The organism is Pseudomonas aegrilactucae (assembly GCF_019168305.1).
In the GTDB taxonomy this organism is placed as follows: Bacteria; Pseudomonadota; Gammaproteobacteria; order Pseudomonadales; family Pseudomonadaceae; genus Aquipseudomonas; species Aquipseudomonas aegrilactucae.
Window position 1 is genome coordinate 281,738 of record NZ_JAHTBI010000010.1, and the last position, 24,072, is coordinate 305,809.

At 65.3% G+C, this 24,072-nt stretch carries 21 protein-coding genes and 1 pseudogene; 11 read left to right on the plus strand and 11 right to left on the minus strand.

Annotation, left to right across the window (positions count from 1 at the left end):
* The first annotated feature begins 24 nt into the window (after positions 1 to 24).
* Positions 25 to 1,728, plus strand: coding sequence for a SulP family inorganic anion transporter (locus tag KUO17_RS04470; RefSeq protein WP_217973871.1), 1,704 nt, complete (start codon positions 25 to 27; stop codon positions 1,726 to 1,728).
* Positions 1,729 to 1,736: 8 nt separating this feature from the next.
* On the opposite strand, the gene KUO17_RS04475 is transcribed toward KUO17_RS04470, so the two are convergent.
* Positions 1,737 to 2,810, minus strand: coding sequence for a glycerophosphodiester phosphodiesterase (locus KUO17_RS04475; RefSeq protein ID WP_217973872.1), 1,074 nt, complete (start codon positions 2,808 to 2,810; stop codon positions 1,737 to 1,739).
* 114 nt (positions 2,811 to 2,924) lie between these two features.
* Between KUO17_RS04475 and KUO17_RS04480 the strand changes: the two genes are divergently transcribed.
* A complete protein-coding gene (locus tag KUO17_RS04480) occupies positions 2,925 to 3,950 on the plus strand; it encodes a DUF4917 family protein (RefSeq protein WP_217973873.1) in 1,026 nt (341 codons plus the stop codon).
* 150 nt (positions 3,951 to 4,100) lie between these two features.
* Positions 4,101 to 4,988, plus strand: coding sequence for a DMT family transporter (locus KUO17_RS04485; protein ID WP_217973875.1), 888 nt, complete (start codon positions 4,101 to 4,103; stop codon positions 4,986 to 4,988).
* 16 nt (positions 4,989 to 5,004) lie between these two features.
* Here KUO17_RS04485 and KUO17_RS04490 read toward each other — a convergent pair whose 3' ends face one another.
* The 4 genes from KUO17_RS04490 to KUO17_RS04505 all read right to left on the minus strand — a co-directional run bounded on the left by KUO17_RS04490 (position 5,005) and on the right by KUO17_RS04505 (position 8,308).
* Positions 5,005 to 6,222: a class I SAM-dependent methyltransferase gene (locus tag KUO17_RS04490; RefSeq protein ID WP_217973876.1), complete on the minus strand. Its 1,218-nt coding sequence runs from the start codon at positions 6,220 to 6,222 to the stop codon at positions 5,005 to 5,007.
* A gap of 108 nt (positions 6,223 to 6,330) precedes the next feature.
* Positions 6,331 to 6,948, minus strand: coding sequence for a TPM domain-containing protein (locus tag KUO17_RS04495; protein ID WP_217973878.1), 618 nt, complete (start codon positions 6,946 to 6,948; stop codon positions 6,331 to 6,333).
* A gap of 29 nt (positions 6,949 to 6,977) precedes the next feature.
* Positions 6,978 to 7,712 (minus strand): TPM domain-containing protein, encoded by a 735-nt coding sequence (locus KUO17_RS04500; protein ID WP_217973880.1) that lies wholly within the window; start codon positions 7,710 to 7,712, stop codon positions 6,978 to 6,980.
* Positions 7,712 to 8,308 (minus strand): LemA family protein, encoded by a 597-nt coding sequence (locus KUO17_RS04505; RefSeq protein ID WP_217973881.1) that lies wholly within the window; start codon positions 8,306 to 8,308, stop codon positions 7,712 to 7,714. The genes KUO17_RS04500 and KUO17_RS04505 overlap by 1 nt, the downstream gene beginning before the upstream one ends.
* A gap of 184 nt (positions 8,309 to 8,492) precedes the next feature.
* Between KUO17_RS04505 and bglX the strand changes: the two genes are divergently transcribed.
* The 6 genes and pseudogenes from bglX to KUO17_RS04535 all read left to right on the plus strand — a co-directional run bounded on the left by bglX (position 8,493) and on the right by KUO17_RS04535 (position 16,533).
* Positions 8,493 to 10,784, plus strand: a complete 2,292-nt coding sequence (gene bglX / locus KUO17_RS04510) for a beta-glucosidase BglX (protein ID WP_217973883.1) — start codon at positions 8,493 to 8,495, stop codon at positions 10,782 to 10,784.
* Positions 10,785 to 10,847: 63 nt separating this feature from the next.
* Entirely contained in the window at positions 10,848 to 12,605 is a 1,758-nt protein-coding gene (locus tag KUO17_RS04515; RefSeq protein ID WP_217973885.1) for a sensor histidine kinase, read from the plus strand.
* Positions 12,599 to 13,939 carry a sigma-54-dependent transcriptional regulator gene (locus KUO17_RS04520; RefSeq protein ID WP_217973887.1) on the plus strand — a complete coding sequence of 447 codons (1,341 nt, stop codon included), beginning with the start codon at positions 12,599 to 12,601 and terminating at the stop codon, positions 13,937 to 13,939. The genes KUO17_RS04515 and KUO17_RS04520 overlap by 7 nt, the downstream gene beginning before the upstream one ends.
* 163 nt (positions 13,940 to 14,102) lie before the next feature.
* Entirely contained in the window at positions 14,103 to 15,419 is a 1,317-nt protein-coding gene (locus KUO17_RS04525; protein WP_217973888.1) for an MFS transporter, read from the plus strand.
* Positions 15,420 to 15,614: 195 nt separating this feature from the next.
* Positions 15,615 to 15,821 (plus strand): annotated as a pseudogene (locus KUO17_RS04530) (heme utilization protein); the annotation flags it as partial.
* Between the two features lie 106 nt (positions 15,822 to 15,927).
* Complete coding sequence (locus KUO17_RS04535) at positions 15,928 to 16,533, plus strand: flavin reductase family protein (protein WP_217973890.1); 606 nt, start codon at positions 15,928 to 15,930, stop codon at positions 16,531 to 16,533.
* Here the strand turns inward: KUO17_RS04535 and KUO17_RS04540 are convergent, their stop codons facing one another.
* Positions 16,534 to 16,764: a hypothetical protein gene (locus KUO17_RS04540; protein WP_217973891.1), complete on the minus strand. Its 231-nt coding sequence runs from the start codon at positions 16,762 to 16,764 to the stop codon at positions 16,534 to 16,536. It abuts the gene before it with no gap.
* 40 nt (positions 16,765 to 16,804) lie between these two features.
* Positions 16,805 to 17,113, minus strand: a complete 309-nt coding sequence (locus tag KUO17_RS04545; protein WP_217973893.1) for a putative quinol monooxygenase — start codon at positions 17,111 to 17,113, stop codon at positions 16,805 to 16,807.
* A 202-nt stretch (positions 17,114 to 17,315) separates the two neighbouring features.
* Here KUO17_RS04545 and KUO17_RS04550 point away from each other — a divergent pair, with 202 nt between their 5' ends.
* The gene (locus KUO17_RS04550; protein ID WP_217973894.1) at positions 17,316 to 18,245 is read left to right on the plus strand and encodes an AraC family transcriptional regulator; all 930 of its coding nucleotides are present in this window, start codon (positions 17,316 to 17,318) and stop codon (positions 18,243 to 18,245) included.
* A 93-nt stretch (positions 18,246 to 18,338) separates the two neighbouring features.
* On the opposite strand, the gene KUO17_RS04555 is transcribed toward KUO17_RS04550, so the two are convergent.
* Together KUO17_RS04555 and KUO17_RS04560 are read right to left on the minus strand one after the other, a co-directional pair.
* The gene (locus KUO17_RS04555; RefSeq protein ID WP_217973895.1) at positions 18,339 to 19,775 is read right to left on the minus strand and encodes an aldehyde dehydrogenase family protein; all 1,437 of its coding nucleotides are present in this window, start codon (positions 19,773 to 19,775) and stop codon (positions 18,339 to 18,341) included.
* Complete coding sequence (locus tag KUO17_RS04560; RefSeq protein WP_217973896.1) at positions 19,769 to 21,409, minus strand: 5-guanidino-2-oxopentanoate decarboxylase; 1,641 nt, start codon at positions 21,407 to 21,409, stop codon at positions 19,769 to 19,771. The genes KUO17_RS04555 and KUO17_RS04560 overlap by 7 nt, the downstream gene beginning before the upstream one ends.
* A 113-nt stretch (positions 21,410 to 21,522) precedes the next feature.
* On the opposite strand from KUO17_RS04560, the gene KUO17_RS04565 reads away from it, so the two are divergent.
* On the plus strand, positions 21,523 to 22,398 hold the full coding sequence (locus KUO17_RS04565) for a LysR substrate-binding domain-containing protein (protein ID WP_217973898.1): 876 nt from the start codon (positions 21,523 to 21,525) through the stop codon (positions 22,396 to 22,398).
* 96 nt (positions 22,399 to 22,494) lie between these two features.
* On the opposite strand, the gene KUO17_RS04570 is transcribed toward KUO17_RS04565, so the two are convergent.
* Both KUO17_RS04570 and KUO17_RS04575 read right to left on the minus strand, forming a co-directional pair.
* Complete coding sequence (locus KUO17_RS04570; RefSeq protein ID WP_217973899.1) at positions 22,495 to 23,109, minus strand: NAD(P)-dependent oxidoreductase; 615 nt, start codon at positions 23,107 to 23,109, stop codon at positions 22,495 to 22,497.
* Positions 23,110 to 23,139: 30 nt separating this feature from the next.
* Positions 23,140 to 24,024: an MBL fold metallo-hydrolase gene (locus KUO17_RS04575; RefSeq protein WP_217973900.1), complete on the minus strand. Its 885-nt coding sequence runs from the start codon at positions 24,022 to 24,024 to the stop codon at positions 23,140 to 23,142.
* Positions 24,025 to 24,072: the final 48 nt, after the last annotated feature.

Below are 24,072 nucleotides of genomic sequence, written 5' to 3' on the forward strand. Positions count from 1 at the left end.
CTGAAACATCACAAGGACTCGTACATGTTTCTCTCCCGCTGGCTCCCCGGTCTCGCCAACCTGCTTCACTACCGCGCCGAATGGTTTCGCCCCGACCTGCAGGCCGGGTTGTCGGTTGCCGCCATTCAGATCCCCATCGCCATCGCCTACGCGCAGATTGTCGGCCTGCCACCCCAGGTGGGGCTGTATGCATGCATCCTGCCGATGATCGTCTACGCACTGATCGGCAGTTCTCGCCAACTGATGGTAGGACCCGATGCCGCGACCTGCGCGATGGTCGCCGGCGCCGTGGCGCCCCTGGCCATGGGTGACCCCGAGCGCCTGGCACAACTGTCGGTGATCGTCACGGTACTGGTGGGATTGATGCTGATTGCAGCAGGCCTGGCCAGGGCCGGTTTCATCGCCAGCTTCTTCTCGCGACCGATCCTGATCGGCTACCTCAACGGCATCGGCTTGAGCCTGCTGGCCGGGCAACTGGGCAAAGTGGTGGGGTTCAAGATCGAGGGCAACGGCTTCGTGCTGAGCGTGATCAACCTGTTCGAACGCCTGGGCGAGATCCATTGGCTGACCCTGTTCATCGGCCTGGCCGGCCTGGCGCTGCTGATCTGGCTACCACGGCGCTACCCCAGGTTGCCTGCGGCACTGGTGACCGTGGCCATCGCCACGGCGCTGGCCGGGCTGTTCGGCCTTGACCGTTTCGGTGTAGCGGTACTGGGCCCGGTACCGGCCGGCATGCCGACGCTGGCCTGGCCGCAGAGCAACCTGGAAGAGATGAAAAGCCTGCTGCGTGACGCGCTGGGAATCGCCACCGTGAGTTTCTGCAGCGCCATGCTCACCGCTCGCAGCTTTGCCGCCCGCCATGGCTATGCGATCAACGCCAACCACGAGTTCCTCGCCCTGGGCGTGTCCAACCTCGCGGCCGGCGCCTCACAGGGGTTTGCCATCAGCGGAGCGGATTCGCGCACGGCGGTCAATGACATGGTCGGCGGCAAAAGCCAGTTGGTCGGCATCATTGCCGCCGTGGTGATTGCGCTGTGCCTGCTGCTGTTCACCGCCCCCATGGCGTGGATTCCACAGGCGGCACTCGGTGCGGTGCTGTTGATGGCCGGCTGGGGGCTGATCGATGTGCAGTCGCTGCGCAAGATCTACACCCTCAGCCGCTTCGAGTTCTGGCTATGCATACTGACCACGGTGGGCGTGCTGGGGGTGGGCGTGTTGCCGGGGATCATCATTGCCGTCACCCTGGCGATCCTGCGCCTGCTCTACAGCATCTACCAGCCCACCGATGCGGTGCTCGGCTGGGCACCCGGCATAGAAGGCCAGGTGGACATCCGCCAGCACCAGGATGCGCGCACCGTGCCAGGGCTGGTGGTGTACCGCTTCGACGATGCGATCCTGTTCTTCAACGCCGACTACTTCAAGATGCGCCTGCTCGATGCGGTGCAACAGGAGCAAACGCCGCGCGCGGTGCTGTTCGATGCCGAGGCGGTCAGCTCGATTGACGTGAGTGGTATTGCCGCGCTGCGCGAAGTGCGTGAAACCCTGATGGCGCAAGGCATCGTGATGGGCATCGCAAGGGCCCGTGGGCGCTTCCTGCGCATGCTGGTACGCTCGGGGCTGGCGCGCGAGATAGGCAGCGAGTTGCTGTATGGCTCGGTACGCGCGGGGATCCGGGCGTACCGGCTGTGGCGCAACAAGGTGATCCGGCTGGAACAGGAAGGACCTTGAGCGCGACCTCAATAACCCAGGGTTTCAAGCAGCGCCACTTCGTCCTGAACCTCAGGGCGACCATAGAACCGCAGCACCTGGCCGCTGCGATTGGTGAATATACCGTCCACGCCGGCATCGGTGACCTGCCTGAAATCGGGTAGTTCATCCACGGTATACACATGCACCAGCAGCCCTTTTTCATGGGCCATGCGGTTCATCCACGGCTTGACCAGGTCGGCATAGCTTTGTGTGCCGCCCCCCCTGAGAGCCGCAGAGGGCCCGGCACCGACCGCACCCACGGCCTTGGCGAGGTCGAGCCAACGCTCGAACTCGGCGTTGTCCCGGGGTTGCTGGCGTGCGTAGAACGCGGCCCTGTCGGTCTCACCAGACTCGGCAAACGACTGCCCCGACAGCGGCTCGATGCTACCCTTGCCCACCCACAGCAACTGCACCTTGGGCACCTGCGGCATGGCCTTGTGCAGCAGCCCCAGGCTGGTCGGATCAAAGCTCTGCAGCACCACGCGCCCCGGAGTGTCCAGCCAGCCGCGCGCCTGCAGCACGGCGTGCAGGTCCTGCTCGATGCCGGGAAACTGCGCGGGCATCTTGGTTTCGATATACAGGCCAGGACGGCGATCCGGATTGCCGTCGGCGATGTCGATGACTTCATCGAGGGTCATGATCTTCAGGCCGGCAAACGCTGCGCGGGCACGCTGCGGGTAAGCCTGGTTGTACCAGCTGCCGACATCCAGGGACTTGAGCTCGGCCAGGGTGAACGCACTGACGGGGCTGCGCTTGCGGGCAGGGAAGCGCGTCGCCACGTCGCTGGTACGCAACAGGTGATCATCGTGCACCGCCACCAGCACCCCATCGCGGCTGCGCTGCACGTCCAGCTCCAGGTAGTCGGCGCCCAGTTCACGCGCCAGCAGGTACGCGGGCGCCGTCGATTCGGGCGCATCGTGGGAGGCCCCGCGATGCGCGATCACTGCCGGGTACGCAATGCCCTGGGCCCTGGCCAGCGCCGCGCCCTGACCCGCCCATACCGGTTGGCCGGCAACCAGCCACCCCACGCATGCCACTGCCGCCCATCGTAGTGCCCGCATATTGCCTCCTGCTTGTTGTCGGTTGCCCGAGCATAGTCCCCGGCGCTGATGACAGTGCGACGGCGTGCTACAGTCGCCACCTGCCAATGTGCAACAAATTCCTACGAGACCTCCATGCCCCTCGCCGACGTAGATGCAACCCTGGCGGCCTGGCCGCACCTCGCCACGCTTCATCCCTGTACCGGTCTGCTGCTGGGCAATGGCGCCAGCCGTGCGGTATGGCGGCCGTTCGCGTATTTTTCGCTGTTCGACCTGGCCCAGCGCGTGCGGCACAAACCGCTTGGGCTGACTGACCAGGCCTTGTTCAAATCCCTGCACAGTGAGCTGTTCGCGCCGGTACTCAGCGCGCTGAACACCACCGTGCAAGTCAATGCCGCGCTGGCCATCAGCTCGTCGGCGCCGCTCAATCGCTACTACGCGATCAAGGAGGCGCTGATCCATGCCATACGCAGCGTGCACATTGCGTTCAAGCGGCTGCCCGACACGCACCTGGCGGCGATGAACGGTGCACTGCGCCAGTACCGCAACGTGTTTTCCAGCAATTACGACCTGCTCTGCCACTGGGCCGTGAGCCAGGCGCCGGAAGGCTTTGAGGTGCTGTTCGATGAGGAAGGCGACTTCGACGTCGGCCGGCCCCAAGGCACAGGCACACGCATGCACTACCTGCACGGCGGCCTGCACCTGCTCAAGACCCAGCACGGCAGCACGCGCCAGCGCGCGGCCAGTGGCAGCCAGTTGCTCGATGGCTTTGCCATCAACACGCCTGGAGATGTACCGCTGTTCGTCAACGAAGACACCAGCGACAACAAGCTGCGGGCGATTCGCAGTTCCGACTACCTGACCTGGTGCCATGCCGCACTGGCCAGCCATGGCGAAGGCCTGTGCGTGTTCGGGCATCATCTGGACCGAGCCGATCACCATCTGGTGCAGGCAATCAAACAGGCACAACCCACGCATCTGGCGATTTCGATACTGCCGGTAAGCGAGGCCGCCATCGTCAGCCAGAAACAGCATTACGCGCGGGTGTTCGAGGATTGCCCCGCGTTGGCGCTGTACTTTTTCGATGCGACCACGCACCCGCTGGGGGCGCTGGAGAATATCCCGGCGCCGCCGCCCAAGGCGGTAGGTCGGCGGCGCTAGACGTCAGATGGGGGGTGGCCTTCGTCGGCAATCCCGGCGAAACGACCACCGCGACGCCAACTGTACGGACACCTTTGTTGCCAACTGTAACAAGATTCCCCGCCTGGCCTGTGGCTCAATGAGCAGCCACACCAGCCCTCAGGCGCCCTCATGTCTACCCGCGAAAACACCGGCCTGGCCCTCGGCCTGCTCGGCGTGCTCATCTTCAGCCTGACCTTGCCCATGACCCGTATCGTGGTGCAGGAAATGCACCCGCTGCTCAATGGCCTCGGTCGTGCGCTGGTGGCCGCGATACCGGCGGCGGTGCTGTTGCTGTGGCGGCGCGAAAAATGGCCCACCTGGCGGCAGATCAAGGGCCTGAGCCTGGTGGCACTGGGGGTGATTCTGGGCTTCCCGGTGCTGTCGGCCTGGGCCATGCAGAGCGTGCCGGCTTCCCACGGCGCCCTGGTCAACGGGTTGCAGCCGCTGTGCGTGGCCGTGTATGCCGCCTGGCTCTCGCACGAGCGGCCGTCCAGGGCCTTCTGGGCCTGCGCCGCGCTGGGCAGTGCGCTGGTAGTGGCCTACGCGATGATCATGGGCGCCGGGCAGATCCAGGCCGGTGACCTGTTGATGCTGGCGGCGATTGCCGTGGGCGGCCTGGGCTATGCCGAAGGTGGCCGTCTGGCGCGCGAGCTGGGTGGCTGGCAGGTGATCTGCTGGGCGCTGGTGCTGTCCAGCCCATTGCTGCTCGGGCCGGTGGTGTACCTGGCGCTGCAGCATGAGGGCAGTATCAGCCCGCGTACCTGGTGGGCCTTTGGCTATGTGTCGCTGTTTTCGCAGTTCATCGGCTTTTTCGCCTGGTACGCCGGCCTGGCGCTGGGCGGGATTGCGCGGGTCAGCCAGGTACAACTGCTGCAGATCTTCTTCACCATTACGCTATCGGCGCTGTTTTTTGGCGAGCACGTCGAGCCGATTACCTGGTTGTTCGCCGGCGGGGTGATCCTGACGGTGGTGTTGGGGCGCAAGGCGCGGGTGCATCCGGCGCCGGTCAAGACCTGAGCTGCGATGGTGAGGTTCAGGCAGGAATCAGGCCGTCCGCCCGCAACAACGTCTCCAGGCAGTGCTCGTTGACCCCATAGAAGTCCTTCAACGCCTGGATCTTCTCCAGCAATGCACCCGGTGCCGGCGCCTCGCGACGCCGCGTCGCAAGGATCATCTTGTTCTTGTTGGTGTGCTCCAGTGAAATGAACTCGAACACCTTGGTCTCGTAACCACAGGCCTCCAGGTACAACGCACGCAGGCTGTCGGTCAGCATCTCGGCCTGCTGGCCCAGGTGCAGCCCATACTGCAGCATCGGCTTGAGCAGGCCCGGGCTGCTCAACTGCGGGCGGATCTGCTTGTGACAGCACGGCGAGCACATGATGATTGCCGCACCACAGCGGATGCCGGTATGAATCGCATAATCGGTGGCAATGTCGCACGCATGCAGCGCAATCATCACCTCGATCGCGCTGGGCACCACGCTGCGCACATCGCCGCACTCGAAGTGCAGGCCCGGATGCTCCAGGCGCGACGCCGCCGCATTGCACAACTCGACCATGTCCGGGCGCAACTCCACCCCCGTCACCTGCGCATCACGCTGCAACGTATTGCGCAAGTAGTCGTGGATGGCGAAGGTCAGGTAGCCCTTGCCCGAGCCGAAGTCCGCCACCCGCACCAGCTGGTCTGCCGCCACTGGCGCAGTGTTCAGGGCATGCGAGAACACTTCGATGAACTTGTTGATCTGCTTCCACTTGCGCGACATCGACGGGATCAGCGCCTGCTGGCTGTCGGTCACGCCAAGGTCGTGCAGGAACGGCCGGCTCAGCTCAAGGTAGCGCTTCTTCTCACGGTCATGCTCACCCGTCACCGCCGCGCGCACCTGCTGCACGGCATTGCAGTGCAGCATCGGCTTGCCCTTCTTGGTGAATTCCAACTGCACTTCATCACTCAGGCTCAGCAGGTGGGCATTGCGAAACGCGCCGGGCAACAGTTCGTCGATCAACCCCAGCGCTTCATCCAGCGCCAGGTTGCGCGTGATGTCGCGGGTCTTGTAGCGGTACACGAACGACAGGCTGGCCTGCCCCTTGACCGTCAGCGGCTTGGCCGTGACCCGCTGCAGGTCGAGCTCGCTGCCGACATGGCGGGCCAGTACCAGCTTGAGGAAGGTGTGCTGTTGCAGGCTGGTGGCGAGCAGCGCCATGAACTGCGCGCGCGCGTCCGGCGCAGCCGGGGCGGTGGGAGTAACGGACATGGGGAATGGGTGCCTCGGGTTGCGGAAGGCGCCCGCAGGCGCACAATGGCGCGCATTTTACGTGGATGACCGCGCCAGGCACAGCCTTTGTCGATCAGCGCACGCCGCTCAGTCCAGTACCACCAGTCGGTTGGGCAGTTCATTGCGCGCGTGGGTCACCGGCACATGGGCGGCCAGCAGTTCGCCGCAAGCCTCGATGCAGGTGACGAACCCCTGCAGCGTCTGGCCATCGCGCACCTGGGCGGTAAAGCGGCGCACGATGGCCGACCACACCTGGTTGTCGAGCCGGCTGGAAATGCCCTCATCGACAAGTATCTCCACATAACGCTCGGCTTCGCTGACGAAAATCAGCAGGCCGGTACTGCCCGCCGTGTGGTGCAGGTTCTGCTCCAGAAACTGGCGCCGCGCCAGATTGGAGGCGCGCCAGTGCCGAATCGTGCGCGGCACCAGCAAGGGCGTCAGGCGCGGCAGGCGAAACACCAGGCACAGCACGATGAAGGTCAGCCATTGCGCCAGCAACAGCCCATGCACGCTCAGCCAGCCGCTCAGGTAATGGACTACCCCGGGCACCATCAGTGCCAGCACACTGGCCCACAGCAACGGAACATACGCGTAATCGTCGGCGCGGGCGGCCAGTACCGTCACCAGTTCCGCGTCGGTGTGCTGCTCGACCCGATTGATCGCCTCGGCGACCTGACGCTGTTCGTGTTCGCTGAGCAATGTCATCTATGTGTGAGTCTCTGTTGTTGAATGCATTACCAGCCGCCGGAAGCGCCGCCACCCCCAAAACTGCCGCCACCGCCACTGAATCCGCCACCGCCACCGCCCAAGCCGCCAAAGCCCCCGCCCAGGCCACCGCCAAAACCGCCGCCACGCCCCCCCGAGCGTCCGCCGCCCAGCCCCTGCACGGCAAACACGATCACGATCAGCAGGATGAACAGGCCCACGGCCCAGATCGGCGGGCCGTCCTGCCCCGCCCCCGTGATGCCCTGCGCCGGCTCGTCCAGCGGCGCGCCGCCGAGCACCTGCAGGATCGCCGCAGTGCCCAGCACGATGCCCTGGCTGAACTCGCCGCGCCGGAACGCCGGGGTGATGACGCTGTTGATGATGACCGAGGCCTGCGCATCGGTCAGGCGCCCTTCCAGGCCGTAGCCGACTTCGATGCGCAGCTTGCGCTCCTGCGCGGCGACGATCAACAGCGCACCGTTGTCCTTGCCCTGCTGGCCGATGCCCCAGTGACGCCCGAGCTGATAGCCGTAGTCCTCGATGCTCTGCCCCTGCAGGCTGGCCAGGGTCACCACCACGACCTGCTCGCCGGTGGCCTGCTCGTGCCCCTTGAGCAATTGCTCGAGCTGGCTGCGCGCGCCGCTGTCGAGCAGCCCGGCGCCGTCCACGACGCGCCCGCTGAGCGCCGGAAACTCCGGCGCAGCCCACAACACGCCGGTGCTCGCCAGCCATACCAGGCACAGCAGGACCTTGGGCAGACGCATCAGAATTTCACTTCAGGTGCCTTCTGGGCATCGGCGCTGGTCGCCTCGAAGTTCTCGCGCAGCGGCAGGTCGCTGTACATCACGCTGTGCCACAGCCGCCCGGGGAAGGTGCGGATCTCGGTGTTGTAGCGCTGCACCGCGGCAATGAAGTCCTTGCGCGCCACGGCGATGCGGTTTTCGGTGCCCTCGAGCTGGGACTGCAAGGCCAGGAAATTCTGGTTGGACTTGAGGTCGGGGTAGCGCTCCGAGACCACCAGCAAGCGCCCCAGCGCCCCGCCCAGCTGCGCCTGTGCGGCCTGAAACTGACGCAGTTTCTCCGGATCGTCGACGGTACTGGCGTCCACCTTGATCGACGTGGCCCTGGCCCGCGCCTCGATCACCGCGGTCAGGGTTTCCTGCTCCTGCCGGGCATAGCCTTTGACCGTCTCGACCAGGTTGGGGATCAGGTCGGCGCGGCGCTGATACTGGTTCTGCACCTGGGCCCAGGCCGCCTTGACCTGTTCGTCGTAGTTGGGAATGTTGTTGATCCCGCAGCCGGCCAGCAGGCTGGCCAGTATCAGCACCAGCCACGCGCGTGCGCCGTTGATTGCCTGCATTGTCGCGACCCTCCGTGATTACCCGTAACACACCGGACTTGAGGCATAATCCGACGCCGCCGCTGGATCGAAATCGCCCAATCGGCTAAAAGATGCCCCAGCCAACTACAACAATAGCCGCTCCCCCAACTTCGGCCGGACAGTCTTGACCGTGACGACTGTCGACGCCTAGAGAACAGAATTCATGAACAAGCTGTGTTTGCTGGGCCTTCTCGTCAGCCTGGCCAGTCAATCGGCCCTGGCCGAAACATCTGCCGCGCCGTTGCAGGATAAACAGGCGTTCATCGCCAACCTGCTCAAGCAGATGACCGTCGAGGAAAAGATCGGCCAGTTGCGCCTGATCAGCATCGGCCCGGAAATGCCGCGCGAAATGATCCGCAAGGAAATCGCCGCCGGGCGTATCGGCGCCACCTTCAACTCGATCACCCGCGACGAAAACCGGCCGATGCAGGACGCCGCCATGCGCGGGCGCCTGAAGATCCCGATGTTCTTCGCCTACGACGTGATCCACGGCCACCGCACGATCTTCCCGATCAGCCTGGGCCTGGCCGCCAGCTGGGACATGGACGCGATCGCCACCGTGGGCCGCACCTCGGCCATCGAAGCCGCCGCCGACAGCATCGACATGACCTTCGCACCGATGGTCGACATCGCCCGCGACCCACGCTGGGGCCGCACCAGTGAAGGCTTTGGCGAAGACACCTACCTGGTGTCGCGCATCTCCAAGGTGATGGTCGAGTCGTTCCAGGGCCACAACCCGGCCAATGCCGACAGCATCATGGCCAGCGTCAAGCACTTCGCCCTGTACGGCGCGGTGGAAGGCGGGCGCGACTACAACACGGTCGATATGAGCCCCACGCGCATGTACAACGAGTACCTGCCGCCCTACCGCGCCGCCATCGATGCCGGCGCCGGCGGCGTGATGGTCGCGCTGAACTCGATCAACGGCGTGCCCGCCACCTCCAACACCTGGCTGATGAACGACCTGCTGCGCCGCGACTGGGGCTTCAAGGGCGTGACCGTCAGCGACCATGGCGCGATCACCGAGTTGGTGCGCCATGGCGTGGCCGCCGATGGCCGCGAAGCGGCGAAGCTGGCAATCAAGGCCGGCATCGACATGAGCATGAACGACACCCTGTACGGCCAGGAACTGCCAGGCCTGCTCAAGTCCGGCGCGGTCAGCCAGGCCGAGCTGGACAACGCGGTGCGCGAGATCCTCGGGGCCAAATACGACATGGGCCTGTTCGCCGACCCGTACCGCCGCATCGGCCAGGCCAAGGACGATCCGGCCGACACCTACGCCGACAGCCGCCTGCACCGTGAAGCCGCACGCGATGTAGCCCGCCGCAGCCTGGTGCTGCTGGAAAACCGCGCGCAGACCCTGCCCCTGAAAAAGGCCGGCACCATCGCCCTGGTCGGGCCGCTGGCCGACGCCCCCATCGACATGATGGGCAGCTGGGCCGCCGCCGGCCGGCCGCACCAGTCGGTCACCGTGCGTGAGGGCCTGCGCCGCGCCCTGGGCGACAAGGCCACGGTGCTGTATGCCAAAGGCTCGAACGTGACCGGCGACAAGGCCATGCTCGACTACCTCAACTTCCTCAACTTCGATGCCCCGGAAATCGTCGACGACCCGCGCCCGGCCGCGGTGCTGATCGACGAAGCCGTCAAGGCAGCCAGGCAGTCGGACGTGGTGGTGGCCGTGGTCGGCGAGTCGCGCGGCATGTCCCACGAGTCGTCCAGCCGTACCACCCTGGAAATCCCGCCCGTACAGCGCGAGCTGATCAAAGCCCTCAAGGCCACCGGCAAGCCGCTGGTGCTGGTACTGATGAACGGCCGTCCGCTGTCGCTGGCGTGGGAACGCGAGCAGGCCGATGCGATGCTCGAAACCTGGTTCAGCGGCACCGAAGGCGGCAACGCCATCGCCGATGTGCTGTTTGGCGACTACAACCCGTCGGGCAAGCTGGCCATCACCTTCCCGCGCTCGGTCGGCCAGATCCCGATGTACTACAACCACCTGCGCATCGGCCGCCCGTATACCCCGGGCAAGCCGGGCAACTACACCTCGCAGTACTTCGAGGAGCCCAATGGCCCGCTCTACCCCTTCGGCTACGGCCTGAGCTACAGCGACTTCAGCGTCTCGGCGCCAAGCCTGTCGGCCAAAACCCTGAAGCAGGGCCAGAGCCTGGAAGCCAGCGTACGCGTGAAAAACACTGGCACGCGTGACGGCGAGACCGTGGTGCAGTTGTACCTGCAGGACGTCGCCGCCTCCATGAGCCGCCCCGTCAAGGAGTTGAAGAACTTCCAGAAGATCATGCTCAAGGCCGGCGAGGAGCGCACCCTGCGCTTCACCATCAGCCCGGACGACCTGAAGTTCTACAACAACCAGCTGCAATGGGTGGCAGAACCGGGTGAGTTCAACGTCCAGGTCGGCCTGGACTCACAGACCGTGCAACAGCAGCGCTTCGAGCTGCTGTAAGCCGCTGTCATGCTCACGGGGAAGCGCCGTTCGGCCTTCCCCCTTGCCGGGGTACTGCGTGCCATGCCTTCAACATTCCGTGCCCTGCGCCTGGGCCTGATCCTGCTGCTGATCACTGCCGGCACCCTGCTTGCTGCCGGCTGGGCCATGCACCAGGCCAAACGCCAGGCGATGCTCGACGACACCCAGCGCGCCAGCCAGCAGTTGGGCCTGTATGCCAACTCGCTGCATACCCTGATCGAACGTTATCGCGCGCTGCCCGCCGTACTGGCGCTGGACGCCGAACTGATCAACGCCTTGAGTGGCCCGGTGGGCGACGCGACCCGGGACGCGATGAACCGCAAGCTCGAACGCATCAATGGCGCCGCAAAATCCTCGACCCTGGAACTGCTCGACCACACCGGCCTTGCGGTCGCCGCCAGCAACTGGAACCTGCCCAACAGCTATGTCGGGCAGAACTACGGCTTTCGACCCTACTTCAAGCAGACCCGCACCCAGGGCAGCGGGCGCTTCTACGCGGTAGGCGTGACCAGTGGCATCCCCGGCTACTTCCTGTCCAGTGCGGTGCTGGGCAGCGACGGGCGTTTTCTCGGCGCCATGGTGGTCAAGCTGGAGTTTCCCGAGCTGGAGCGCGAATGGCGCCAGGGCAGCGACGTGCTGCTGGTCAGCGATGCGCGCGGGATCATCTTCATCGCCAACCAGGACGACTGGCGCTACCGCGAGCTCAACCCGCTGTCGGCGGCCGACTTCAACGAACTCGATGCCACCCGTCAATACGACAAGCAGGCCTTGTTGCCCCTGCAGCGCCAGGTGCTGACGCGCTTTGACCACAACAGCCACCTGGTGCGCGTGCAGCGCCCCGAGGGCAGCACCGACTACCTGTGGGAAAGCCTGCCGCTGGAAGCCGAAGGCTGGACCCTGCACCTGCTGCGCAAACCCCAGACCGGCGACGAGGGGCGCAATGCCGGCCTGGCCGCCGCCGCCCTCTGGCTGACCCTGGTATTTGCCATGCTGTTCGTCAGCCAGCGCCTGCGCCTGGCGCGGTTGCGCAAGCGCAGCCGCGACGAACTCAAGCGCCTGGTCGAAGAGCGCACCCGCGAGCTGCGCACCGCCCAGGAAGGCCTGGTGCAATCGACCAAGCTGGCGGCCCTGGGCCAGATGTCCGCCGCCCTGGCGCATGAACTGAACCAGCCGCTGACCACCCAGCGCATGCAACTGGCAACCCTGCGCCTGCTGCTCGACGGCGAGCGCCTCGAGGAGGCGCGCCAGGCCCTGCAACCGCTGGAGCAGATGCTCACGCGCATGGCGGCGCTGACCGGGCACCTCAAGACCTTCGCGCGCAACAGCCCCAGTGGCCTGCGCGAACGCCTCGACCTGGCCACGGTGGTCGACCAGGCACTGCAGTTGCTCGACCCGCGCATCCGCGCCGAAGGCGTCAGCACCGCACTGTACCTGGCCCGCCCGGCCTGGGTACGAGGCGACCCGATTCGCCTGGAGCAGGTGCTGATCAACCTGTTGCGCAATGCCCTGGACGCCATGGCCGACAAGACCTTCAAACGCCTTGAAGTGCGCATCGAAAACGGCCATGAACACTGGCAACTGAGCGTGCTCGACAGTGGCGGCGGCATCAAGGAGGAGCACCTGGACAGCGTGTTCGACCCGTTCTTCACCACCAAGCCGGTGGGCGAAGGGCTGGGGCTTGGCCTGGCGATTTCCTATGGCATCATCCATGAAGCCGGCGGGCGCCTGCAGGTCGACAACCAGCCTGGTGGCGCACGCTTCAGTTTCACCCTGCCCTGCGACCCGGAGCCTGCATGCTGAACGCAGTCATGATCGTCGACGACGAAGCCAGTATCCGTATGGCGGTACAGCAGTGGCTGAGCCTGGCAGGCTTCGAGGTGCAGGTGTTCGAACGCGCCGAAGCCTGCCTGGCGCAACTGCCCGAACACTTCGCGGGGGTGATCCTCAGCGATGTGCGCATGCCCGGCATGGGCGGCCTGCAACTGCTGGAGCAACTGCAGGCGCACGATGCCGACCTGCCGGTGATCCTGCTCACCGGGCATGGCGATGTGCCGATGGCAGTGGAAGCCATGCGCAACGGCGCCTACGACTTCCTGGAGAAACCCTTCAGCCCCGAAAACCTGCTCGGCAGCCTGCGCCGCGCACTGGAGAAACGCCAGCTGGTGCTGGAGAACCGCCGCCTGCATGAACAGGCCGACCTCAAGGCACGCCTGGAAACCACCTTGCTGGGCATGTCCCAGGGCTTGCAGCAGTTGCGCCGCCAGGTACTGGACCTGGCCGGGCTGCCGGTCAACGTGCTGATCCGTGGCGAAACCGGCAGCGGCAAGGAGCGGGTCGCACGCTGCCTGCACGACTTCGGCCCGCGCGCCGCCAAGCCGTTCGTGGCGCTCAACTGTGCGGCCATCCCCGAGCAGCTGTTCGAGGCCGAGCTGTTCGGGCATGAAAGCGGCGCGTTCACCGGTGCCCAGGGCAAGCGCATCGGCAAGCTGGAGTACGCCAACGGCGGCACCGTGTTCCTCGACGAAATCGAAAGCATGCCACTGGCCCAGCAGGCCAAGCTGCTGCGCGTGATCCAGGAGCACAAGCTCGAGCGCCTGGGCGCCAACCAGAGCATCAGCGTAGACCTGCGCATCATTGCCGCAACCAAGCCCGACCTGTTGCTTGAAGCCCGTGCCGGGCGTTTTCGCGAAGACCTGGCCTACCGCCTGAACGTGGCCGAACTACGCCTGGCGCCGCTGCGTGAGCGCCGCGAGGACATCCCGCTGCTGTTCGAGCACTTTGCCCGCGATGCCGGCGAACGCCTGGGGCGCAGCGCGCCGCCCTTGAGCGGCGCACAACTGGGCCAGTTGCTCAGCCACGACTGGCCCGGCAACGTGCGCGAACTGGCCAACGCCGCCGAACGCCATGCGCTGGGCCTGGGCGAACCCGAGACACTGGAGCCGGGTGCCGGCCAGTCGCTGGCCGCACAACAGGAAGCGTTCGAGGCGCAATGCCTGCGCGCCGCCCTGAGCCGCCATCAGGGCGATATCAAGGCCGTGCTCGAAGAGCTGCAATTGCCGCGCCGTACCCTCAACGAGAAGATGCAGCGCCATGGCCTGCTGCGCGAAGACTTTCTCGGACGCGACGCCGAGTAGGCGGATTCTTGCCTACCCATGACACGCAGATGAGCGGATTTCCGCTCATTCGAGCGCTGTAACCCTTCCAGACCGGGCCTGCGGCAGCTGGCACAAGTCCTGCTATAGCCGTATCAGGCTGCGTTTCGGCGCGCTCCACAAAAACAACTAGAAGGATCCTTCAATGGATAACTCCACTTCATTGCCTGCTGGGGCGGCGGCCGCGCCCGCTGACAAAACCACCTCCAGCCGTCTCAAGTCGATTTTCTCCGGCTCCATCGGCAACATGGTCGAATGGTACGACTGGTACGTCTACGCCGCGTTCTCGCTGTACTTCGCCAAGGCCTTCTTCCCGGCCGGCAACACCACTACCCAATTGCTCAACACCGCTGCGATCTTCGCCGTGGGCTTCCTGATGCGCCCGATCGGCGGCTGGCTGATGGGGATCTATGCCGACCGCAAGGGGCGCAAGGCCGCGCTGATGGCCTCGGTGCTGCTGATGTGCGCAGGCTCGCTGGTCATCGCCCTGACCCCAAGCTACGAGACCATCGGCGTTGCCGCGCCGGTGCTGCTGGTGATCGCACGCCTGATGCAGGGCCTGTCGGTGGGCGGTGAATACGGCACCTCGGCCACCTACCTGAGCGAGATGGCAACCAAGGAACGTCGCGGCTTCTTCTCCAGTTTCCAGTATGTGACGCTGATCTCCGGCCAGCTCATCGCGCTGGCGGTGCTGATCATCCTGCAGCAGACCCTGACCACCGAGCAGCTGTACTCGTGGGGCTGGCGCGTACCGTTCGTGATCGGCGCGCTGTGTGCGGTGGTAGCGCTGTACCTGCGTCGCGGCATGGAAGAAACCGCCTCGTTCACCAAGCAGGAAAAGCCGAAAGAGAGCTCGATGCGCACCCTGCTGCGTCACCCCAAGGAGCTGGCGACCGTGGTTGGCCTGACCATGGGCGGCACCCTGGCGTTCTACACCTACACCACCTACATGCAGAAGTACCTGGTGAACACGGTGGGCATGAGCATCAGTGACTCGACGATGATCTCGGCGGCCACCCTGTTCCTGTTCATGTGCCTGCAGCCGGTGATCGGCAGCCTGTCGGACAAGATCGGCCGACGTCCGATCCTGATCGCCTTCGGTGTGCTGGGCACGATCTTCACCGTACCGATCCTGACCACCCTGCATACCATCCAGAGCTGGTGGGGCGCGTTCTTCCTGATCATGGCGGCGCTGATCATCGTCAGCGGCTACACCTCGATCAACGCCGTGGTGAAGGCCGAGCTGTTCCCCACCGAGATCCGTGCACTGGGCGTGGGCCTGCCGTATGCGCTGACCGTGTCGATCTTTGGCGGTACCGCCGAATACGTCGCGCTGTGGTTCAAGAGCATGAACATGGAGACCGGTTACTACTGGTACGTCACCGCGTGCATCGCCTGCTCGCTGCTGGTGTATGTGTTCATGAAGGACACCCGCACGCATTCGCGGATCGTGACTGACTGATATACCCAGGCAACACCAAAAGGGGGCCTCCAGCGATGGAGGCCCCCTTTTTCATGGGCTTGATTCGGGATCACTCATAAGCATCTATTTATTCGATTTTAATAGCCTGTTATTTGCGCTTTTTTAATCAATTTCATCAGCGTAACATCAACCCCACAGCAGCAAACCACCTCTCACTACCCCGGAGCCCCCCCCATGAAAACCAAACTGATCCTGACCCTGGCCCTCTCTGTACTGGCTGCCAACGCCTTCGCCGAGGACGGCTTCGACCGTACCAAGGCGCACAATTTCGCGATTGAACACGCTCAACCCGCCAAGGTTGCGGAAGACGGTTTTGATCGCACCAATGCACACAAATTTGCCGAAGACGGCTTTGACCGCACCAAGGCGCACCGCTTCAGCTAAATACCCTGCAACGCTCACAGCCCGGCTTCGGCCGGGCTTAGTCGTGTTCAGGGACCGCAAGTCTTGGCACACTGGGCGCCCCCTCCGCCCACAAGGCCCGCTGATGTACTACTACGAACCCGCAAAAGGCCACGGCCTGCCCCACGACCCGTTCAACGCCATCGTCGGCCCGCGCCCGATCGGCTGGATCTCCTCGCACGACCGCGAGGGCCGCCTGAACCTTGCGCCCTACAGCTTTTTCAACGCCTTCAACTACATTCCGCCGATCATCGGGTTCTGCAGCGTCGGGCGCAAAGACAGCCTGAACAATATCGAACAGACCGGCGAGTTTGCCTGGAACCTGGCCACCCGCCCGCTGGCCGAGGCCATGAACCAGAGCTGCGCCGCCGTGGCGCCGCAGGTCGACGAGTTCGCGCTGAGCCAGTTGACCCCGGTAGCCTCCAAGGTGATCGCCGTGCCGCGGGTGCAGGAAAGCCCCGTGTCGTTCGAATGCAAGGTGACCCAGATCGTGCAACTGCAACGCGCCGACCAGGCCCTGGTACCCAGCTGGCTGATTCTGGGCGAGGTGGTGGCGGTACATATCGCCGAGCACCTGCTCAAGGACGGGATCTACGATACCGCCGCCGCCCAGCCGATCCTGCGTGGCGGCGGCCCGGCAGATTATTTCGAGCTGGGCAACCTGTTCAGGATGGGCCGCCCGCAGGCGTGACTACCAGACCAGTTCGGCGTCGTCGCTGACGCCTTGCAGGCGCTCCAGTTCGCAGGTGGCAGCGTCGTCGGCGTCCAGTGCGGTCTTGAACGTCTGCCCTGGCAGCACCTTGTGAAAACGCGGTGCGCCGCCGGCGCCCAGCGCCTTGACCGCGATCGCGGCGCTGTAGCCGCCCTCGCCCGGAACCACTGCCGATACGGCTTCGAAGGCTTCGAATTCTTTACGTGCCATTGCCACTCACCTCCACATCAGTTGCCGGAAAGCGGCCATTCTACCCTGCCGGATGCTCGGTGAAGGTATGCAGGTCGAGGCTGTCGACCACCCGCGCCTGCACCAGTTCGCCAAACAGCTGCAGGCTGGGCGAGGCGAAATAGTCGTGCAGCGCCGAGGTGTCGGCCCATACCCCGTTGAGCAACCACAGGTCGGCATCGCAAGTAGAGCGCTGCACACTGAAATGCAGGCACCCCGGGGTTTGACGGGACGGTGCCAGCAACTGTTGCAGGCGTGTGCCCAGTTCTGCCGAGCGGCCCGCGCTGGCACGTACGAAGGACAGGTGGCTGACCGGTTGAGATGACGTCATGTGCAGTGCTCCTTGAAGCGGCCAGGGACAGAAACCAGGCTGCCAAGACTACGGGGCACAACGCCAGACGCGTTAGGCGATTCCTGTCGATGGCTTGCCTGATTCTGCACGTGCGGCAGGATCAGGCAAGAACGGCGCAGCATCCAGCTAGCGCCCCGGCTTGCACAAACCTATGCTGCGCCCATCGGCAGAGGAACCACACATGTCAGCCCCTGAACTCACCTCCCCTTCACTGGACCCGGCCCTGGAGCTGTTGCGCCTGGAACTGGCCGGGCTGATCACCCGCCACTGCCCGACGCCTGGCGGCGCAGCCTCGGCCATTGCCGACCTGCACCTGACACGCTACGAGCAAAGCAGCCGCTCGATGCCGACCCTGGCGCAACCGGCGCTGTGCATCCTGGCCCAGGGCCGCAAGGAAATCTGCCTGGGCGACGAAACCTATGTCTACGACCCGCTGCACTACATGGTGGTGTCAGTGGCCATGCCGGTCAGCGGCGCCCTGCTTGAAGCCAGCCCGCAGAACCCCAGCCTGGGCATTCGGCTGGACATCGACCCGGCCGAAATCAATGCGTTGATCGCCGAGGCCGGGCCCATGGGCGTGCCCTCGCAGCCGTCGGAGCGCGGCCTGTTCGTCGAGCGCCTGGACAGCCAGTTGCTGGACGCGTTGCTGCGCCTGATCCGCCTGCTCGACACACCCAAGGACATCGGCGTGCTGGCGCCGCTGATCCGCCGCGAAATTCTGTACCGGCTGTTGCGCGGGCAGCAAGGCGCGCGGCTGTACGAGATCGCCATGGCCAATACCCAGACCCACCGCGTATGCCAGGCGATTCAATGGCTCAATGACCATTTTCATCAGCCGTTGCGTATCGATGACCTGGCGCGGGAGGTGAACCTGAGCGCATCGACCTTGCATCACCGCTTCAAGGCGGTGACGTCGATGAGCCCGTTGCAGTACCAGAAACAGCTGCGCTTGCAGGAGGCACGGCGGCTGATGCTCAACGAGGGACTGGAGGCGTCGGTGGCGGGGTATCGGGTGGGGTATGAAAGCCCGTCGCAGTTCAGCCGCGAGTACAGCCGGCTGTATGGGGCGCCGCCGTTGCGGGACATGGCCAGGTTGCGCAGCGCCCTCTAGTGCGCCTTCGCTGGCAAGCCAGCTCCCACAGGTACAGTGCCACCCGTGAATACGGCGCGGTCTTTGTGGGAGCTGGCTTGCCAGCGAAGGGTGCTACACGGCCGTCACCACGTGCTTGACCTCCTGGAACGCACTCAGCCCCCACGGCCCCAGCTCACGGCCCAGGCTGCTCTGCTTGTACCCGCCCCACGCCGCCTGCGGGAAGATCACTTGCGGTGCGTTGATCCACACCAGCCCCGCCTGCAACTGGTCGGCCACCTGCTGCGCGACGGGCAGGTCGCTTGCCACCACACTCGCCACCAGTCCGAACTCGCTGTCATTGGCCAACGCCACGGCCTCGGCTTCACTGCCCACGCGCTTCACGCACAGCACCGGGCCGAAGATTTCCTCACGCCACAGCGCACTGTCCAGCGGCACATCGGCAAAGACGGTCGGTTCGATGAAGTAACCGCACGGCCGCTCCACTCGCCTGCCCCCGCACAACACGCTCGCGCCGGACTGCACACCCCGCTCGATGGCGCCCATCACCCGCAGGTACTGGGCCTGGTTGACCAGCGGCCCCATGTCGGTTTCGCCGGCAAACGGATCGCCCACCCGAATCGCCGCCACGCGCGCCAGCACGCCGTCGACAAAGGCGTCGTACAGCGCATCGGCCACCAGCACCCGGCTGGTCGCCGAGCACATCTGCCCGGCATTGAAAAAACCACCGCCACACGCCAGCTCGATCGCAAGCTGCAGGTCGGCAGACTCCAGCACCAGCAATGACGACTTGCCGCCCAGCTCCAGGCTCACGCCCTTGACCGTCTCGGCGGCGCGCTGCATCACCTGCACCCCCACCGCATTGCTGCCGGTGAACGAGACCTTGGCAATATGCGGGTCGCTCGCCAACGGCGCGCCCACCGCCAACCCCGTGCCGCAGACCAGGTTGAACACGCCTGCTGGCAGCCCGCTCTGGGCAATGATGTGCGCCAGTTCAAGTTCCGCCAGCGGCGTCACCTCCGACGGTTTGAGCACGGCGCAGCAACCGGCCGCCAGCGCCGGGGCAAGTTTCCAGGCGGTGGTCACCATGGGGAAATTCCACGGCACGATCAGCCCCACCACCCCGCACGGTTCGCGCCGTACGCGGGCGACGAAATCCTCGCTGGGCAACGCCAGCGCCTGGTCCTGCTGTGCATCCAGCGCCTGCGCAAGGCCTGCGTAGTAGTCGAAGGTCGCGATCACATCATCGACATCGATGGCGGACTCGGCCAGCGGCTTGCCGTTGTTGCTCGACTGCAGCTCGATCAGGCGCTCGCGGCGCGCTTCAACCCCACGCGCAATTGCACGCAGGTGCTCGGCACGCTGCGCCCCCGTGGTACGCGACCACTGCGCAAACGCTGCCTGCGCCGCCTGCGCCGCCCGCGCCACGGCTTCGCCGTCACCGCCGGCAACCTGGGCCAGCCGTTGTTCGGTACTCGGGTTGGTCACCGTCAGCACCTGCGTACCGTGCTGCCATACGCCATCGATGAAAATGCCCGGCAAGGTCAGCATGGCTGCACCGCCTGCATCCAGATTGCCTGGTCGATTTCTATCAGGCTGGGGCCGTTACGGTCAGTTGCGGCGCGCAAGGCCGCACGCAATTGCTCGACCCCGCCTACGGCCTCGGCGGCACAGCCCAGCGCCTTGGCCACGCCGATGAAATCCGGGGTATGGATGTCCACACCCACCGGCTCGATGGCGCGGTTGAGCATGTACTTCTTGATCTCCTCATAACCCTGGTTGTTCCACAGCAGCACGATCAGCGGCACCTGCGCCTCCACCGCACTGGCCAGTTCGGCCACGGTGAACTGCAGGCCGCCATCGCCGATCAGGCACACCGCCGGCAAGCGTCGTTCGCGCTGCTCGGCACTGCCCAGCCACGCGCCCATGGCCGCCGGCAAGGCATAGCCCAGGGTGCCGTAGCCGGTCGAGGCATTGAACCAGCGACGCGGCTGGTCCAGGTCCAGGGTCAGGTTGCCGGTGTACACCGGTTGGGTCGAGTCGCCTACCAGTACCGCGTCGGGCAGGGTCTGCAGCACGGTTTGCAGGAACAGCGTCTGCGCACGCGTGGCCGCGTCCCACTCGCTGGCCAGGGCCTGGCGCAAACGGCTGGCCCGCGCCGCGCCCCACTCGCTGCCGCGCAGCGGTGCCGGCTGATCGGCCAAGGCCCGCAACAGGGCGTCGGCCGCCTGCTCGGCATCGGCCACCAGCGCGACCTTGGGCGGGTAGTTACGTACACACTGGTCCGGGTCGATATCGACGCGCAACAGCGTGCCGGGGATCTCGAAGCCGCCCTTGAAGGTGACGTCGTAGTCGGTTTCGGCCAGTTCGGTGCCGATCGCCAGCACCACATCGGCCTCGCGCACCAGCTCACGGGTGGCCACCAGCGACTGGGTCGAACCGATCAGCAACGGATGCTGCGACGCCAGCAGGCCCTTGGCATTGATGGTCAGCGCAACCGGCGCCTGGAGGTAGTCGGCCAGACGCGCCAAGGCGGCGCCCGCCTCGATGGCACCACCCCCGGCCAGGATCAGCGGGCGGCGCGCAGTGGCCAGCAATGCGGCCATCTTCGCCACCGGCGCCGGCGCGGCACCGGCGCGGGCGATGCGTACAGGCTCGCTGGCCAGCAGGTGGTCGGCGTCTTCGACCAGCACATCCAGCGGAATCTCGATATGCACCGGGCGCGGGCGCGCGCCGTCGAACACCGCAAAGGCACGGGCCAGTACAGCCGGCAGGTCATCGGCGCTCATCAGGGTGTGCGAGAACGCTGCCACCCCGCCCACCAGCGCGCTCTGGTTGGGCAGTTCGTGCAGCTTGCCGCGCCCGCCCCCCAGGGCGTTGCGCGACTGCACGCTGGAAATCACCAGCATCGGAATCGAATCGGCGTAGGCCTGGCCCATGGCCGTGGTGATGTTGGTCATGCCGGGGCCGGTGATGATGAAGCACACGCCGGGCTTGCCGCGGGTACGGGCAAAGCCGTCAGCCATGAACCCGGCGCCTTGCTCGTGGCGCGGGGTGATGTGACGGATGCTCGAGCCGGCCAGGCCACGGTAGAGTTCGACCGTGTGCACGCCGGGGATGCCGAACACATGGTCTACACCGTAGTCTTCGAGGAGTCTTACCAGTACTTCGCCGCAAGTGGCCATGTTCTTCTGCCTGAGATTGTTCCGGAACAAGGCACAATTGGACCCGCCACCGGCTACCGGCACAACGCAAATATCCTCATACTAGCCATGTCCTCAGCTCATGGCTTATTCCAATGAAGCGCCTGCCGCCACTCCCCGCCCTGCACACGTTCCTGGTCACCGCGCACTGCTGCAACTTCACCCGCGCGGCGCAGCAACTGCACCTGACCCAGGGTGCGGTGAGCCGTCAGATTGCCGGGCTCGAGGAGCACCTGGGCTACCCCCTGTTCGTGCGCCAGGCCCGTGGCCTGAGCCTGACCCGCGAAGGCCAGGACTGGCTGCCACGGGTGCAGCAGGTGTTCGGCCTGATCGAGGAAGGTGTGCAGCAGGTGGGGGCACAGCGCGCCACCTTGCAGCTCAAGGCCCCCACCTGCGTGATGCGCTGGTTGCTGCCGCGGCTGATGGAATGGCAGGCGTTGCGCCCGGATGTGCCGGTGGAGCTGACTACCACGGTGCAGCATGGGGTGGAGTTTCGCCGTGAAGGCTTCGATGCAGCGGTGGTGTATGGCGCACAGCCCAACCATGGGTTGCAGGTGCTCAAGCTGTTCGATGAACAACTGACGCCGGTGTGTGCACCGCAGTTGCCGGTGCGCGAACTGGGTGATCTGCAACGGCATATGCTGCTACACCCGGCGCGCGATGAGAAAGACTGGAGCACCTGGCTGGCAGCGGCGGGGGTCGAGATTCCCAGGCAGGGCCGGCGCCAGCATTTCGAGACACTGGACATGGCCATGTCGATGGCTTCGCAGGGGACGGGGGTGGCGATCGGGGATTGGGCGCTGATCGGCGATGACCTGGCCAGCGGGCGGCTGGTGATGCCGTTCGAACTGCGGGTGAAGACCGGCAAGGGCTACTATCTTGTGCGACCGCCCAGGGCTGCGGCGCCAGGGTTGATGGCGTTGCTGGAGTGGTTGTGCGGGCAGGCGGGGGATGTCGATACCGCGCAATGACAGGCACCGCGTCGATGCCTTCGCTGGCAAGCCAGCTCCCACAAAGATCACCGCTGACCTTGTGGGAGCTGGCTTGCCAGCGAAGCTTTGAAGCGCTCAGTAACCTACAGTGAACCGCTGCTTCGAATGCGCAGGTGTCTCTACCTCGTCCAGCAACGCAATCGCGTAGTCGGCAAAGGTGATCCAGCTCTTGCCATCGGCACCGATCAGCAAGTGGTCCTTGCCCAGCGTGTAGTGACCGGTACGCTCACCTTCGACGAACTCCGCCGAAGGCGAAAGGAACGTCCAGTCCAGCTCATGTTCCTGGCGCAGGGTGTCGAGAAACACGGCGCCGGCGCTGGCCTCTGACTTGTACGCTGCAGGGAAATCCGGGCTGTCGATCACGCGCTGCCCCGAAGGCAACAGCAAGGTGCCGGCGCCGCCGACGACCAACAGGCGCTTGACCCCGGCACGCTTGACCGGGCCGATGATCTGTGGCGGCGCCACCGTGGCGAAATGCGCCGCGCTGAGCACCACCTCATGCCCGCTCAGCACTTGGGCCAGGTCGTCGGCCCGGGTCACATCCAGTGCCACCGGGGTCACCCCTTCACGGCCCTGCAGGCGTGACGGATCACGTGCAATGGCGGTGACCTGATGCCCGCGACGCAGGGCTTCTTCCAGCAGTTGACTGCCAGCACGCCCTGTGGCGCCGATGATTGCGATCTTGCTCATGGAAAACCTCCGATCAGGATTGAACGACACTTACCACTTCATTTCGCCCTTGGCGACCTTGGCGCCCAGCTCGAGCGAGCTGGTTTCGCCCAGGTCCGGGTAACGCTTGATCATTGCTGCGATCAACTCGGCCGAGTTCGCCGCCTTGGCCGTCTCGGCATCGAAGGTGCGGATGTAGTCGGCGGTGAATCGCACAGCGGCCAGCGAGCCCTTGCTCCGGCCCAGGTAATGCCCTGGCACCACGGTGCGCGGTGCCAGTTGCTCGATACGCGTCAAGGTCGCCAGCCAGTCCTGGTGCGACTGCACCGACTGGGTATCGGCCATCCACACGTGCAGGTTCTCGGCCACCACCACGCCGCCGACCACCGCCTTGATCGACGGGATCCACACGAAACTGCGGTCCGGTTGCGGCCCGTCCAGGCCGATCACCTCAAGCGTCTGCCCTTCCAGGGTGAGCCGATTGCCTTGCAGCACGTCCGGCACGATCACCTGCTCAGGCTTGTCGGCGCCCATCCTGGGGCCCCAGTAGGCCAGCTTGGCGGCCATGGTCTGCTGGATGTGCGCCACGGTGGCCGCCGAGGCCAGCACCTTGGCCTGGGGATAGGCGCGGGTCAGGGTCTGCAGGCCGAAATAGTAGTCCGGGTCGCCATGGCTGATGTAGATGGTGGTGAGCTGCTTGCCGCTGGCACGCAGTTTTTCCAGCACCTGCTCGGCCTGCCCCTTGCCGAACTGCGCATCCACCAGGATCGCCTCGCGCTGACCGCTGACGATCACCGAACTCACCGGAAACAGCGCGGCTTCACCAGGGTTGTACACATCCAGCGTCAACGCGGGCTCGGCGGCGACCGCCTGGGTAATCGCGCCGAAGGCGGCACACGCCAGCACGAAGCGGCGCACGGAAAAAAGTCGAGACATCGGGTTGTACCTGTCTGGGTGATCGATGGACCCTAGCTTAGTTGCACG